Below are 14,307 nucleotides of genomic sequence, written 5' to 3'. Positions count from 1 at the left end.
GTTGCCGACGATGGGCGTTTTTTGCCGAACTGGCATGCATTATGAAAGTCGTTAGCGGTATAGTGCGGTGAAACGAAAGTTACAGAGGTCTTATGCAACAGCTTGATGAACGACTGAAAGAGCAGTACCCGTCATTATCGCCCCAGGAGCAGCGGGTGGCGGATTTTATTTTCGATCATTTTGATGACCTGATTAGCTACAACAGCGCCGAGCTGGCGCAGCTGAGCGGCGTATCGAAAGCCACGGTCAGCCGGCTGTTCAAGCGCCTGGGCTATGAAAAATATAAAGATATGCGCGATGAGCTGCGCACCCTGCGCCAGAGCGGAATGCCGCTGACCGATAATCGCGATGCGGTGCAGGGCAACACGCTGCTGGCGCGCCACTATAAACAGGAGATGGCCAACCTGACCCAGTGGGTTAACGCCCTTGATGTCCAGCAGTTCGCCGAGGCGATTCAGGCGCTGGTGAGCGCCCGGCGTATCGTGATTATCGGCATGCGCAATGCTTATCCGGCGGCGCTGCATCTGCGCCAGCAGCTCCTGCAGGCACGCGGGCAGGTGCTGGTGCTGCCGCAGCCGGGACAAAGCTTAAGCGAAGAGCTGGTGGACTTAACCGCCGACGATCTGGTGGTGGTAATGGCGTTCCGCCGCCGCCCGCGAATTATTCGCCCGCTGCTGCTGCAGCTGCAGAGCAGCGGCATTCCGGCGCTGCTGATGTGCGAGCCGCAGGCCCACGGCCTGTTTCCGCTGGCGCGCTGGCGGCTCTGCGCGCCGCTGGATAGCGTATCGGCCTACGACAGCTACGCCTCGGTCAATAGCCTGATCAATCTGCTGTCGAACGCCTTTCTGCACGAAATTCTCGATAAAGGCCGCCCGCGCATTCACGACATCGCCACCCTTTATCAGCAGTTGGACGAGCTGGAACAACGATAATGGGGCGCCAGCGTGGTGCTTTGCATGGTTTTGGTGCGATAAAATAATGGAGGAACGCGCGGTCGTTCCCTCTTGATTCCTCAATTTCCCTTGTTTTACGTTCGCTTAGCCAAGCGGCGTGCTAATCCGATGCGCGGCGCTTTATCTGGCACATTAGTTGCAAAAGTGACTTCAAAGAATCTTTTGTTTCATGCTAACGTAACGGGTAAACATCATGAAGAAACTGTTGATCGCACTGGCCGGGGCCGCTTGTCTGTTAACCAACCTCCCGGCGGCGAAAGCTGACCAGCTCCAGGATATTGAAAAGCGCGGCACGATCCGCATTGCGGTGCCGCAGGATTTCCCGCCGTTTGGCTCGGTGGGCACCGACCTTCAGCCGCAGGGCTACGACATCGATATGGCGCGCTATCTCGCCAAAGAGATGAAGCTCAAGCTGCAGCTGGTGCCGGTGACCAGCGCCAACCGCGTGCCTTATCTGCAAACCGATAAGGTGGACCTGGTGATTTCCAGCCTCGGTAAAAACGCCGAGCGCGAAAAGGTGATCGACTTTAGCCGCGCCTATGCGCCGTTCTTCCTCGGCGTATTTGGCCCGAAAGGCGCGGAGCTGAAAGACCCGGCGGCGCTGAGCGGTAAAAGCGTGGGCGTGACCCGCGGCGCGGTGGAAGATATGGTGCTGACCAGCGTGGCGCCGAAAGAGGCGCAGATTAAGCGCTACGAAGATAACAACACCACGCTGTCGGCCTATTTATCTGGCCAGGTGCAGTATGTGGCCACCGGCAACCTGGTGGTGGCGGCCATCTCTCGGCAGAACGCTGACAAGGCCCCGGTGCCGAGCTTTATGCTGAAGGATTCGCCGTGCTTTATCGGCCTGAAAAAGAACCAACCGGCCCTGAAGGCGAAAGTGGATGCGCTGATTGAGCAGGGCGTAAAAGACGGCACCCTGAACGGTTTGTCTGAGAAGTGGCTGAAAGCGCCGCTGCCTGCCAGCCTCGGCGCGTAAGGTCCGGGCATGACGGAGCAACTTCATTTTTCTGCGCTCTGGCCGCACTGGCCGGAGCTGCTGGCGGGGCTGTGGGTGACCATTCAGCTGACGGTGCTGGCGACGATAGGTGGCCTGACGATTGGCATCTTCGGCGCCGCCATCCGCAGCGGGCGACCCACGTGGTTCAGCCGGATTTGGGGCGGGTATGTCGAACTGATTCGCAACACGCCGTTTGTGGTACAGCTGTTTTTTATCGTCTTCGGCTTACCGAATCTGGGGCTGAAGATGACGGCGGGCGAGGCCGCGCTGCTGGCGATGGTGGTCAATCTTGGGGCCTACAGTACCGAGATCGTGCGCGCCGGGATTCAGGTGACGCCGAAAGGTCAGTGGGAAGCGGGGCGCGTACTGGGGCTGACCCGGACGCAGACCTTTATTCAGGTCATTCTGCCGCCCGCGCTGCAGCGCATTTATCCGGCGCTGGTGAGCCAGTGCATCATCGTCATGCTCGGTTCATCGGTGGTGTCGCAGGTCTCTTATGAAGAGCTGACCTTTGCCGCTAACCTGATTCAGTCGCGCACCTTCCTCAGTTTTGAGGTCTATCTGGTGACGACGGGGATTTATTTAGCGCTGTCGATAACGATGCGTCAGCTGCTGATGGCGGCGGGACGTAAATGGCTGGGGGTGCAGGCATGATGACCACCTTTACCGATTGGGACATTGTCCGCAATCTGCTGCTGGCCGGGCGCTGGACGGTGCTGCTGTCGCTGGTGGCGTTTCTCGGCGGCGCGCTGGTCACGCTGCCGCTCCTGCTGCTGCGCATGACCGGCGGGCGTCAGGTAAAACGCCTGATCCGCGGCTATGTCGAACTGTTTCAGGGGACGCCGCTGCTGATGCAGCTGTTTCTCGCCTTTTTCGGCGTGGCGCTGTTCGGCATCGACGTTTCGGCGTGGACCGCGGCGTCGCTGGCGCTGACGCTGTATACCAGCGCCTTTTTGCTCGATATCTGGTTTGGCAGCATCCGCGCCCTGCCAAAAGGGCAGTGGGAAGCCTCGCGCTGTCTGGGGCTGAGCTTTGGCCAGACGCTGTATCGGGTCGTCGCCCCGCAGGCGCTGCGGATCGCCATCGCCCCGACGGTGGGGTTTGCCGTGCAGGTGATCAAGGGTACCGCGCTGGCGTCGATTATCGGCTTCGTCGAGCTGACCAAAGCGGGAACGATGCTGACCAACGTGACGTATCAGCCGTTTAAAGTCTTTGCGCTGGTGGCGCTGGGCTATTTCATTCTGTGTTACCCGCTGTCCCGCTACAGCCGTCATCTGGAGAACAAATTCAATGCCTCTCATCACCATTAATCAGATGCAGAAGTACTACGGCGATAACCACGTGCTCAAGGGCGTCGATCTGGATATCGATATGGGCGAAGTGATCTCGATTATCGGCCGCAGCGGGTCGGGCAAAAGCACGCTGCTGCGCTGCATCAACGGCCTGGAAGGCTATCAGGAAGGCAGCATTAAGCTCGGCGGGATGACCATTACCGACCGCGACTCGCAGGCGCGGGAGATCAGCCGCTCTGTCGGCATGGTGTTCCAGAATTTTAACCTGTTTCCGCATATGACGGCGCTGGAAAATGTGATGCTGGCGCCGCGTCGGGTGCTGAAGAAGAGCGCCGCCGAGTGCCGTGAACTGGCCCAGCGGATGCTGGAAAAGGTTGGATTGGGCGACCGGCTCGATTACTACCCGTCGAGTCTCTCCGGCGGCCAGCAGCAGCGCGTGGCGATTGCCCGCGCGCTGGCGATGTCGCCAAAAGTTTTACTCTGTGACGAGATCACCTCGGCGCTGGATCCGGAGCTGGTTGGCGAAGTGCTTAAGGTGCTGGAGCAGCTGGCGGCGGAGGGCATGACGCTGATTCTCGTGACCCATGAAATGAATTTTGCCCGCGAAGTGGGCGACCGCGTCGTGTTTATGCATCAGGGACGCGTCTGGGAGCAGGGCGACAGCAAAACGCTGTTCGCCAACCCGCAGACCAGCGAACTGAAGCAGTTTATTTCCTCCGTGCGCGGCCTCAATCAATAAGGACTTAAAGATGGATATCACTCAGTTTCCGCAACTCAATCCGCCGTCGCGCCTGCTGATGGGGCCCGGCCCGATTAACGCCGACCCGCGCGTGCTGCGCGCCATGTCGAGCCAGCTGATCGGCCAGTACGACCCGGCGATGACCCACTATATGAACGAAGTGATGGCGCTGTACCGCGGCGTATTTCGTACCGAAAACCGCTGGACGATGCTGGTGGACGGAACCTCAAGGGCCGGGATTGAGGCGATCCTCGTTTCGGCTATTCGGCCGGGGGACAAGGTGCTGGTGCCGGTGTTTGGCCGCTTCGGCCATCTGCTGTGCGAAATCGCCCGCCGCTGCCGGGCGGAAGTGCACACCATTGAAGTGCCCTGGGGTGAGGTGTTTACCGCGGACCAGGTGGAGGATGCCATCAAACGTATTCGTCCGCGCCTGCTGCTGACGGTGCAGGGCGACACCTCCACCACGATGCTGCAGCCGCTGGCGGAGCTGGGGGATATCTGCCGCCGCTATGACGTACTGTTTTACACCGACGCCACCGCTTCGCTGGGCGGTAACCCGCTGGAAACCGACGCCTGGGGGCTGGATGCGGTCTCGGCCGGGATGCAGAAGTGCCTTGGCGGCCCGTCCGGCACCTCGCCGATTACCCTCAGCGCGCGCATGGAAGAGGCGATTCGCCGCCGCAAATGCGTGGAAGAGGGGATTCGCACTGATGCCCACCGCGACGGCGACGAGGAGATGATCTACTCCAACTATTTCGATCTCGGCATGGTGATGGACTACTGGGGGCCGGAGCGCCTTAACCATCATACCGAGGCCACTACCGCGCTGTTCGGCGCCCGCGAATGCGCACGGCTGATCCTCCAGGAGGGGCTGGATAACGGCATTGCCCGCCATAAGCTGCACGGCGACGCGCTGGTCAAAGGCATTCAGGCGATGGGGCTGGAGACCTTCGGCGACCTGAAACATAAGATGAACAACGTGCTGGGCGTCGTTATCCCGCAGGGTATCAACGGCGACCAGGCGCGCAAGCTGATGCTGGAAGATTTCGGTATTGAAATCGGTACCTCTTTCGGCCCGCTGCACGGCAAAGTGTGGCGGATCGGCACCATGGGGTACAACGCGCGTAAAGACTGCGTGATGACCACGCTCAGCGCGCTGGAGTCGGTGCTGAACTATCTCAAATTCTCCACCACTCAGGGCGCGGCGATGCAGGCCGCGTGGGATCACTATCGCAGCGAGAGCGCCCAATGAGTCCAGCACAACGCCAGCAGGCGGAAATGCAGCAGGCCGCGGCGCGGGTGATGGCCCGCGCCGATGAGCTGGCCGCGATCAGCGAAACGCCGGATGCCCTGACTCGGGTTTATCTCTCCCCACAGCATCTCGAGGCCAACCAGCGGGCGGCGCGGTGGATGACCCAGGCCGGAATGACCGTCTGGCAGGACAGCGTCGGCAATATTTGCGGCCGCTACGAGGGAGAGCAGGAGGGAGCGCCCGCCATCCTGCTCGGGTCGCACCTTGATACGGTGCGCAACGCCGGGCGCTACGACGGGATGCTCGGCGTACTCACGGCGATCGAAGTGGTGCACGGTCTGCATCAACAGGGGCGGAGGCTGAAACAGGCCATTGAGATTGTCGGCTTTTGCGATGAAGAGGGGACGCGCTTCGGTATTACGCTGCTCGGCAGCCGCGGGATAACCGGTACCTGGCCCGAGAGCTGGCTGGCGCAGACCGATGCCGACGGCGTCAGCGTGGCGCAGGCGATGGTGCTGGCGGGGCTGGATCCGGCGCGCATTCATCTTGCCGCCCGCCGCCCGGAGGAGATTGCCGCCTACCTGGAACTGCATATCGAGCAGGGGCCGTGCCTCGAGCAGGAAGGGCTGGCGCTGGGGGTGGTCGAGGCGATCAACGGCGCGCGTCGCCTGAACTGCCGCTTTACCGGCGAGGCGGGACACGCCGGGACCGTGCCGATGAGTCATCGGAAAGATGCGCTGGCCGCCGCCGCCGAGTGGATGGTGCGGGTAGAGACCCTGACCCGCGAGCAGGGCGGAAACCGGGTCGCCACGGTGGGTACGCTGCGCTGCGCGCCCGGCGCGGTTAACGTGATACCCGGCGACGTTACGCTGACCCTGGATATTCGCGGGCCGCACGACCAGCCGCTGGATGCGCTGCTGGATACGCTGCTGAAGGAGGCGCAGGCCATTGCCTCTCGTCGCCAGCTGCGGTTCAGTGCCGAAGAGTTTTACCGTATTGCCGCCACCGCCTGCGATAGCGGATTGCAGCAGGTATTGAGCGAGGCGGTGCAGGCGGTGCAGGGGCGTTCGTTGACGCTGCCGAGCGGCGCCGGGCATGATGCCATCGCCATTGCCGAACGCTGGCCGTCAGCGATGCTATTTGTGCGCTGCAAAGGCGGCATCAGCCATCATCCCGCGGAGTCGGTCACCGCCGACGATGTGGCGCTGGCGATAGCGGCCTATTCGCGCGCGGTGTCGGCGCTGGATGCCGGGAAGTAGCGGCTATCGTTTCGCTTCTGGTAAACCGGGCATAGCGCAACCCCCCACCACGGTGGGGGCCTGTTTTATCTTTTGCCGTTCGGTTTAAGCTGTTCGCCGGGTCTGAGCCTGAACAGCTCGTCATCTCGCGTGGAGTAGCGAACCGTCCCGTCAGCCAGCCGATAAGCACCCTCGGTGAATCCCGCGCCGTTCAGGAACGGCGCCACCGCGTCCGGCGTGTTGCGGAAGGCGGCTTCCAGGGCGAGAAGCGCATAGGGGGCAATACTATCGATACTGGCATATTCGGCCTCAGGGTCATCGACAAAAAAGCCGTTGAGGCGCTGCTTGTTGATGATGTTCGCGCCGATGCGATCCGCCAGCGTCAAATAGTCCTGCTGCCCGGTAGCCTGCCACAGGTCGATAAGCGCGAAAATCGCATACGGCTGATGGTTCTCCGTTTGGTTATTCAGCCTGCGGTTTGCGCCGCCGGGTTCACCGATATCGCCTAAACCCTGGCCTTTCGCGATGCCGCGGGCGACTTTCCAGATGGCACGATCCGGTTCAAGCGTCCAGGCGCGGGCGTAGGAGAGAAGAAATTCATTTCCCGCCGGATAGGCTTTGAGCACCGTGCCTTTTTTCCCATAATAGCCATCGCGTTTTAACGCATAGCCGGAGAGATCCGTGCCGTTGGCCAGCATCGGGCGGAAGGTATTGTTCTGCTCATCGTAAGCGTAGGTCGCGAAGGCTTTGAGGCCATCAAGGGTCCATTTTTTGAGATCGTCACCGTCTTTGCCGAGCGATTTTGCCAGGGCAAGCTGCATCAGCGCATTTTCTGAGTAGAGCGTGCTGGTCCGGCCCTTCAGCAGCATATTGCCCTCCAGCGCATCCGGGCCCAGTTCGGGGCCAAACTGACGCTGCGCGCGGTCGCCGTATTTCGAATGCGTGTCGCTGTCATCGGTGGTGTCGGCGCGTTTTAGCGGTTGGGTAAACTGGTAGACGCCCAGCCCGGTCTTCTTATCTCGCGGCAGAACGTACTGTTCGGCCAGACGCTTCGCCCACGTCAGCGCGCCAGCGTCACCATCGTATTGATAGAGCAGCGATGCGGAGTAGATAAGGTCGTTGCCGGCATTGAGAAAGCTCAGGCCCTTGGTGGCGAAAAAGGGCGGCTGTTGGACAAAATCACTTTGCCAGAGCGCGCCCATCGCTTTGCCGTACTCCCCGTGACGGCTGGTTTCCAGCGTTTTCCAGTCGTAAACATGAGCGTTCCAGAAAGCCTTGATAAAGCGCTCGGTGGCCTTGTCATCGACGGCAAACATCATGTCGTAATAGGGATACGCGTTCTTAAGTTCATGGACCATCTCCTTTTCGCTCGGGCCTTGAGGCTGCAGCGTTTTCAAATCAACAAAGCGATGGCCTCCCCACAGCAGTAGCCCGCTGGCGTCCTGATAGTGGTCAAAGTAGTAGCGAATATTCTCCGCGACCCGCTGCTTATATTTTGCTTCGCCGGTCAGGTTGCTTAACCCTACCAGCACCCGCATCAAATTTTGCTGGGCCGAGAAGTTCGACAGCACGGTCACTTTACCGTCCGGAAAGACCCATTCCATTTGCTTGCCGGTGCGAGGATCCACGCCATTGGCCAGCAGAGGAGAGTGATGGCCGTACCGATCTCCCGCTTTATCCAGCACGACGTCAGCGAACTGCTTTACGCTGCTCAGGCGCGCGTTCTCCTGGGCGCCAGCACTCAGTGAGAAGAGACTCAGAGCGCCCAATGCCAGGGTGATTTTTGCAATCTTCATTATTATCCTCTTAATGAAAATAAGGGTTTAATAAAACCCTTATTTATTATCTGGCTGACAGGAAGTTATCAGAAGGAGTATTTCACACCAACGCGATAACGCGTTTGGCGTTCATCGGTGGCTTTACTGCCGGAAACGTTGCCGATGGCCATATAAGGAGACCAGTTTTTATCAAATTTATAGGTTAGCTTAAAATCATGGGTCCAGTCATAGCTTTCGTTATCCGCTAAAATAACCCCGGCGGAGTTGGCTTTTTTATAGTCCAGTTCATAATCGAGCTGATAATCTTTGAGGAATTTCCAGGAAAGAACGCTGGTCAGATTATAGCCGTTCTCCGAGGTGTCTTTAGACGTGCCGATATTGCCTGAATTGCGCTTGTAGTAAGGTCGGTAGCGCAATGAGGCGCTGACATCGTCGGTCAGATTCGCTTTACCGCGCAGGTAGGGACGATAGTTGTTTGAGGACGAACTGGTATCCAGAGAGAAGCCGGGCTCAATCTGGAAGGTTTTATTTATTTTATGCACATAGCTCGCCACCACTTCGGTGCCGTTACTGACGGTTTCATCATAGGCTTTATTTTTATCCTGTGAACCTTTCCATTTCCCTTCCAGCGACAGGCCAAAGCCATTGGCAAAACGGTGAGACATCAGCAGTCTGTCTTTATGATTATTGCCGGCTTTGTCATTGGTTTCATGACGATAATCAAATGTCACCGCGTGGGCAGCAATACTGATAAAAGGGATCGTGACTAATAATAAGGAACGAAACATAGGGTGCCTCTACTTTTTTTATTTTCCAAAGGTACAAGAAATTACCTGCCGTAAAGCAGGCAGAACGATACAAATGAAATTATTAGATGGTAGTGTGGTGCCGGGTGCCTCCCGGTGAATCAGGCGCTGACTTCCTGATTCGTCTATAAAAACGAAACGTCGATGAGGGCATTCCTCAATTCAGCATGACCCCGCCGCTTAGGGGGATTCACCACACATTATTCTTTATTCCCTGGTGATGACTAATTAGTACTGTTCGTAATTTTATTGAAAATTACTTTTACACAAAATGAAATGATGTTTTGAGATCGGGATCTGAATATTAAAAACAGAGGGTAAATATTTTTTATGTCATTTATAAAGATAATCCTAATAATTAATTATTATTTTAAATCAGTGTGTTGAGTGGTTTCTTTGGGTCTATTTTGCGTTTTTATTTGCGAATATAAGGATTTTTTGTGAATTGACGGTAATCTTATTCCTATATTTTTAAACGCTCAGTTTGTTAAAACTTAAAAGTAGTTAGATGGTTTCAATGGTTAAACCGAAGCCAGTACTGCCGATTCCTTTAAGCTAAACGAAAGCTAAACGGAAAAGAGGGCGGTATTGATCTGCCAGACTGACGACATAACACTCTCCGAAAAGTATCCATATGGAAGGATAATAAAAGACGGTAACCTCGGGACTTCAAGATGACTATTCATGGAAAGGATCGTGTATTTATTTCTGGCGTAGAGAATATAGTGCAGACGCTGAGCGATGGCGCGGATGCGGGGTTAAGCAACTGCGTGTATGTCACCTGCGGGATGGATATCCAGGAGATATATGCTTTGTTCTCTCGCCATCCGCCGGAGCACTACGCCATCTTCATCACCTCTGAGCGCCATTTTGAGACCATCAACCGGCTGTTTCCGGGCCTGTTAAAGCTCTGTTTGTCAGAGAGGTTGACGGTCGAAGAGCTGCGTCAGGCGTTAAAAGTGATGGGCCTGTTATCGGCCCAGAACCAGAGCGTTGCTTATCTGCCCGATACGTTTAATTTTACCCATGCCGAGCAACAGATCATGAGGCTCAGTTTACGCGGCCATTCTCTGGATGATATTGCCCGTATCCGCGGGGTCAGCCCGTCCACGGTCAGCGTCCAGCGTACCCGGCTGATGAAGCGCATGGGAACCAAAAGCCTGCAGGAGCTCTGCTCCCTCTATGCGGCTATGCGTACCAGCGCTTTCTGAATAAACGCAGGGCTGGAATCTGGCGAAATTTGAGATATTATTCTGAGCCATTGTACTAGTTTAAAGGTTCAAAGTGATGACGTTTTCCACCCTTGCCGATGTCAGAAGCCAGATCGATTCGATTGATAGCGAACTGGTTAGCCTGATTGCTCAACGTGCTGAGTGCGTTAAAGCCGCTGCCGCATTCAAAACTGACCACTCCGCCGTTCGTGCTCCCGCGCGCGTGCAGCAGGTTATTGATCGGGTTCGCGAAAAGGCGGCTGCCGCAGGGTTACCCGAAGTGATTATTGAGAAAGTGTATCGGTCCATGATAGATGCATTCATTGAATATGAGCTTGAGCAACATAATCAGCTACAGCGGCAAAAAAGTAACGGTGTGTTGGGTGAGTGACCCACACGATATTCTCCTGGCGTGAAGGGTCAGTTAGCCTCATTCTGACCCCCGACGGGCTGCTAAGCTATTATCCCCACGCTCTGATAGCCAGTGCCGCGATATAGAGCCCGAATCCCCAGGCCAGATGTGTGAGCACGCTTAGCAAGCGAGCCAGCCACGGGCGAGGTGTTTGCGACGCCGCAATGCCGAAGCCCAATGCGGGCTGAAGTACGCTGCACGCAGCCGGAGCACAGGCATTGTGAAGAGTTTAAAAGGATTGTGGCGAGAGAGCTGAGGCTGGTCAGCTAATTAAGAACCTTATACTTTGACGAGAGCATAATGATGGAAAAAAATTTTACGCCTGAGCAAATCGAAATCATTAATCGCGTGGTTTTTGCGCGTATCGAGCATATGAAAGAGAAAGTGATTGAAACCATTGAGCAGACAGAGCGCGATGCGCACCAGCAGCTGGCGGATTGCGGGATTGATATGACCGATTTCTGTCCGGCTAATCAGCACTTTCTCATGATGACAATCGTCCAGGCGCTGATAGATCGGGTGCACGGCGGCGACAGGGCCCTTGCCCGGAAGATAATAACCATGGAGGCGAAGAGACTGAACGTCAGCGTTAACGTTGAAGCTGATAGTTCGAGATAGCCATGAGGCTGAGTCTGCGGCGGACCAGGAAATCCGCGCCCGTCGCCCGGCATCGCACCTTTACAGTTCGCGCAAACGCTCTGCGCTGTTATGCTAAAAACCCGGCAAGCCGCGCTGTAATGAGACCTGACCATGCCCGAACGCGAAAAAAACATCCATATTCAACCCTCTTCCTCTATCTCTCGAACGCATATTCTTCCGGCAATGCTGGCGATCGTCGTCGTATCGAGCCTGTGCGCGTTCGTCTCGCCGCCGCTGGGGCCTTGGCGCGAAATTTTGACCAATCCAGGGATGTATATCGATCTGCTGGCGCTGCTATTTCTGCTGTTTATGCTCTGGAGTTCGACCAAGGTGCGGATGAACCACGTGGCGGTTAACTGGGTACGCTACGGCCTGCTGCTGTGGATTGCCGGGGGCACTTTCGATCTGATGGACGAAATATTCCACCAGCCGCGCTGGATGGGGTACTACTGCGAAGATCTGCTGCGCCTGTCCGGCATGCTGCTGAGCGCGGTCGGGGTCTACAAAATTATTGAGCGCATCAATCTCCTGTACGTCGACGCGCGTTCGCAATCGCTCAAGGATGAGCTGACCCAGCTGCCCAACCGTCGCTTTTTTATCGACACCATCCGCGAGAAGGAGGGGCGCAGGCTGGCGCTGATGATTGTGGATATCGACTACTTCAAGAAAATTAATGACACCTGGGGACATCTGGTGGGGGACGAAGTGCTGTTTGCCCTTGGCAAACAGCTGGCGAAGCTTACCAGCGATAAGGTGTTGCCTTCGAGGATTGGCGGAGAAGAGTTTGCCATTATTGTCGATGGCCTGTCGGCGCAGGAAGTGGATGAACTGGCGCAGTCGATTTTGCAAAACGCCCGCGCGATCCTGATCAACCACGATAACCCGCTGTCAATCAGCATTGGCGTCGGTCTGCGCCATAAAGACGAGCCGCAGAACCTGTTTATTAAAAAGGTCGATGACGCGCTCTATAAGGCGAAAAATAACGGCCGCGGACGGGTTGAATGGGCCGCGTGAACTATCCCTGCTGCGCGCTGCGGCAGTGGCGACGATATTCGGAAGGCGAGCGCTCGGTGTAGCGTTTAAACACCCGGCAGAAATAGTTGCTGTCGACAAAACCGCAGTTGTGGGCGATCTCTTTGACCTTGAGATCGTAGCCGCGCAGCAGCTTTTTCGCCTTTTCCAGGCGGACGGTGGTGAGAAACTCATTAAAACCGACGGAGCCGGATTTCTGGAATATATGCGACAGGTAGTTGGGCGTAATATGAAAACGCTTCGCTACCGACTCGCGGGTCAGCGGCTGGCTGAGATGCTCTTCGAGATAATCCTGTACCGCCAGAAACAGATCGCGGCTGCGGCTGACGCGCATCTCCAGTCCGACCAGCTGCTCAAGGCAGTGGCTCAACAGGGCCGCGACCACCAGCCTGGCGGTTACCGGGTCCGGCTGCAGGCAGATTTCATTGAGCGACAGCAGCAGGTAGGAGCCCACGCGCGGCCCCAGGCGGGCGACATTCTGCTTTTCCGTGCGCAGCTGCCTGCCGTCCCAGTGTTGAACGCAAAACCCGAGCTTCTGGCGGCCAAACAGAATGCTTAACGTCGACGCCGGCGCGGTCCATTCCGGCAGCGTCCATTTACCCGCCTGAACGTAGAGTACCTGCGAGGCGGAGAGCATCGTCTCCGACAGCGGCAGCCCGCTCTCCTTAAGCTCACCCTCGAGCACAATTTCCAGCCGTGGAAAGGGCACCTTAAACGCCAGCGCGGGCTCGGAGATATCCGGGTCGGGGAACCTGACGTGCAGATTATCTTTCTGATTTACTAAACGATTTAAAATATCCGCCAGATCGTCAATCATTCCGTATGCCTTAGAAGAGAGCAATTATCCTGTTGATTATAATCTATTTTATTTGCACAGGTTTGTTCTGTATCAGGCGGCTTCGCTAATGATTGCCCTGCAGGAAGGGGGAAAAAGCTGGATTTTGATGGCCATCACACTTTTCCCTGCCGCGTACGCTCGTCCAGTTTTTCGTAGTTTTGCCCTCATGTATTCCCACCCGCCGCCGATTAGAGTTTGTTTTGTGTTATCGATAAGTTAAGGAATATAAATATGGAACAACAATCTGCGGTTTATCTGGATGCGCTGGGGGCGAACGTTGCGCTGAGCCCGGCAATGAAACAGGAGCTGGATACCCTGGGCTACACCGTTGTGCATAACGTGGCGGACGCGGAGTGGCTGGCGGCGATGCGCGCGCTTATCGACGCCATCGTCGAGAGAGAAGGCGATAATCTGGCGATCGAGCACCACCAGGAAGCGACGGCAACCCGCATCGCCAACCTGATTAACAAAGGCGCGATTTGGGAAAAGGTCTGGTCCCATCCGCTGATTCTCTCCGCCTGTCGGCATGTTTTTCAGGGGGATTTTAAAGTCTCCAGCCTGAACGCGCGGGAAGCGTTGTTCAACGGCGGCCATCAGCCGCTGCATGCGGACTGGAAAAAGCCGCGTCACGATTTTCCGAAAGTGCATCTGGTGAATACCATCTGGGCTATCGATGATCTGAGCGCTGAAAACGGCGCGCCGCGCATTATTCCCGGCACCCATTTGCGTCCGGAGCTGCCGGAAGCGGTGCTGGATGACCCGGAGCTGGCGCATCCTGATGAGGTGGTGTTCGCCGCGCCGGCGGGCAGCGTGATGATTTATAACGCCCACGCCTGGCACGGCGGGACGCGCAACCGCGTCGGCAGCAGAAGGCGCGTGCTGCACGGCTTATATATCGACAGAGCGGATACCGCGCAGCAGGATCAGCAGCGCTGGCTGACGCCGGAAACCGCCAGCCGCCTGACGCCCGCGCAGAAATGGCTGCTGGGGGTGGCGTAAAAATCGCATGGAATTGTAGCCCCGGTAAGCGCAGCGCGACCGGGGGAAGTCTGAGCGGGCGCGGTGCTATTTCCCCGGGCCGCGGCTCAAGCGCCTTGCCCGGGCTACAAAACGGCAA

General features: G+C 56.9%; 15 protein-coding genes and 1 pseudogene. 12 read left to right on the top strand and 4 right to left on the bottom strand.

Features of this window, described 5'->3' with window-relative positions; translation table 11 throughout:
* The first annotated feature begins 92 nt into the window (after nt 1-92).
* From hpxU to hpxK, 7 genes are all read left to right on the top strand, one after another.
* Complete coding sequence (gene hpxU / locus SIK97_RS15675) at nt 93-932, top strand: MurR/RpiR family transcriptional regulator HpxU (RefSeq protein WP_032749663.1); 840 nt, start codon at nt 93-95, stop codon at nt 930-932.
* 214 nt (nt 933-1,146) lie between these two features.
* Complete coding sequence (locus SIK97_RS15670) at nt 1,147-1,932, top strand: transporter substrate-binding domain-containing protein (protein WP_014838043.1); 786 nt, start codon at nt 1,147-1,149, stop codon at nt 1,930-1,932.
* Nucleotides 1,933-1,941: 9 nt separating this feature from the next.
* A complete protein-coding gene (locus SIK97_RS15665) occupies nt 1,942-2,607 on the top strand; it encodes an amino acid ABC transporter permease (protein WP_014228770.1) in 666 nt (221 codons plus the stop codon).
* On the top strand, nt 2,607-3,263 hold the full coding sequence (locus SIK97_RS15660; protein WP_014228771.1) for an amino acid ABC transporter permease: 657 nt from the start codon (nt 2,607-2,609) through the stop codon (nt 3,261-3,263). Before SIK97_RS15665 ends, SIK97_RS15660 begins: the two co-directional genes overlap by 1 nt.
* A complete protein-coding gene (locus tag SIK97_RS15655) occupies nt 3,244-3,984 on the top strand; it encodes an amino acid ABC transporter ATP-binding protein (protein WP_032749658.1) in 741 nt (246 codons plus the stop codon). The genes SIK97_RS15660 and SIK97_RS15655 overlap by 20 nt, the downstream gene beginning before the upstream one ends.
* 10 nt (nt 3,985-3,994) lie before the next feature.
* The gene (locus SIK97_RS15650) at nt 3,995-5,236 is read left to right on the top strand and encodes a pyridoxal-phosphate-dependent aminotransferase family protein (protein ID WP_057174116.1); all 1,242 of its coding nucleotides are present in this window, start codon (nt 3,995-3,997) and stop codon (nt 5,234-5,236) included.
* Nucleotides 5,233-6,495, top strand: a complete 1,263-nt coding sequence (hpxK, locus tag SIK97_RS15645; protein WP_049101184.1) for an allantoate amidohydrolase — start codon at nt 5,233-5,235, stop codon at nt 6,493-6,495. The genes SIK97_RS15650 and hpxK overlap by 4 nt, the downstream gene beginning before the upstream one ends.
* A gap of 65 nt (nt 6,496-6,560) precedes the next feature.
* Here the strand turns inward: hpxK and SIK97_RS15640 are convergent, their stop codons facing one another.
* Nucleotides 6,561-8,270, bottom strand: a complete 1,710-nt coding sequence (locus SIK97_RS15640; RefSeq protein WP_057174114.1) for a pectate lyase — start codon at nt 8,268-8,270, stop codon at nt 6,561-6,563.
* A gap of 68 nt (nt 8,271-8,338) precedes the next feature.
* Nucleotides 8,339-9,040: an oligogalacturonate-specific porin KdgM family protein gene (locus SIK97_RS15635; protein WP_025106232.1), complete on the bottom strand. Its 702-nt coding sequence runs from the start codon at nt 9,038-9,040 to the stop codon at nt 8,339-8,341.
* Nucleotides 9,041-9,732: 692 nt separating this feature from the next.
* On the opposite strand from SIK97_RS15635, the gene SIK97_RS15630 reads away from it, so the two are divergent.
* Nucleotides 9,733-10,269 carry a helix-turn-helix transcriptional regulator gene (locus tag SIK97_RS15630; protein ID WP_047724119.1) on the top strand — a complete coding sequence of 179 codons (537 nt, stop codon included), beginning with the start codon at nt 9,733-9,735 and terminating at the stop codon, nt 10,267-10,269.
* A 76-nt stretch (nt 10,270-10,345) separates the two neighbouring features.
* Nucleotides 10,346-10,660 carry a chorismate mutase gene (locus SIK97_RS15625; RefSeq protein WP_014228778.1) on the top strand — a complete coding sequence of 105 codons (315 nt, stop codon included), beginning with the start codon at nt 10,346-10,348 and terminating at the stop codon, nt 10,658-10,660.
* Nucleotides 10,661-10,730: 70 nt separating this feature from the next.
* On the opposite strand, the pseudogene SIK97_RS15620 reads toward SIK97_RS15625, so the two are convergent.
* Nucleotides 10,731-10,874 (bottom strand): annotated as a pseudogene (locus tag SIK97_RS15620) (DUF2938 family protein); the annotation flags it as partial.
* 110 nt (nt 10,875-10,984) lie between these two features.
* On the opposite strand from SIK97_RS15620, the gene SIK97_RS15615 reads away from it, so the two are divergent.
* Both SIK97_RS15615 and SIK97_RS15610 read left to right on the top strand, forming a co-directional pair.
* The gene (locus SIK97_RS15615; protein ID WP_057174185.1) at nt 10,985-11,299 is read left to right on the top strand and encodes a hypothetical protein; all 315 of its coding nucleotides are present in this window, start codon (nt 10,985-10,987) and stop codon (nt 11,297-11,299) included.
* Nucleotides 11,300-11,431: 132 nt separating this feature from the next.
* Nucleotides 11,432-12,334 carry a GGDEF domain-containing protein gene (locus tag SIK97_RS15610; protein ID WP_025106240.1) on the top strand — a complete coding sequence of 301 codons (903 nt, stop codon included), beginning with the start codon at nt 11,432-11,434 and terminating at the stop codon, nt 12,332-12,334.
* Between the two features lies 1 nt (nt 12,335).
* Here SIK97_RS15610 and SIK97_RS15605 read toward each other — a convergent pair whose 3' ends face one another.
* On the bottom strand, nt 12,336-13,169 hold the full coding sequence (locus SIK97_RS15605; protein WP_069684205.1) for a helix-turn-helix transcriptional regulator: 834 nt from the start codon (nt 13,167-13,169) through the stop codon (nt 12,336-12,338).
* A 252-nt stretch (nt 13,170-13,421) separates the two neighbouring features.
* On the opposite strand from SIK97_RS15605, the gene SIK97_RS15600 reads away from it, so the two are divergent.
* Nucleotides 13,422-14,189 (top strand): phytanoyl-CoA dioxygenase family protein, encoded by a 768-nt coding sequence (locus SIK97_RS15600; RefSeq protein ID WP_057174232.1) that lies wholly within the window; start codon nt 13,422-13,424, stop codon nt 14,187-14,189.
* Nucleotides 14,190-14,307: the final 118 nt, after the last annotated feature.

The sequence above is a fragment of the Klebsiella sp. JN_Kp126 genome (genome assembly GCF_033843325.1).
In the GTDB taxonomy this organism is placed as follows: domain Bacteria; phylum Pseudomonadota; class Gammaproteobacteria; order Enterobacterales; family Enterobacteriaceae; genus Klebsiella; species Klebsiella michiganensis.
This window is presented reverse-complemented; position numbering and strand designations above follow the sequence as displayed.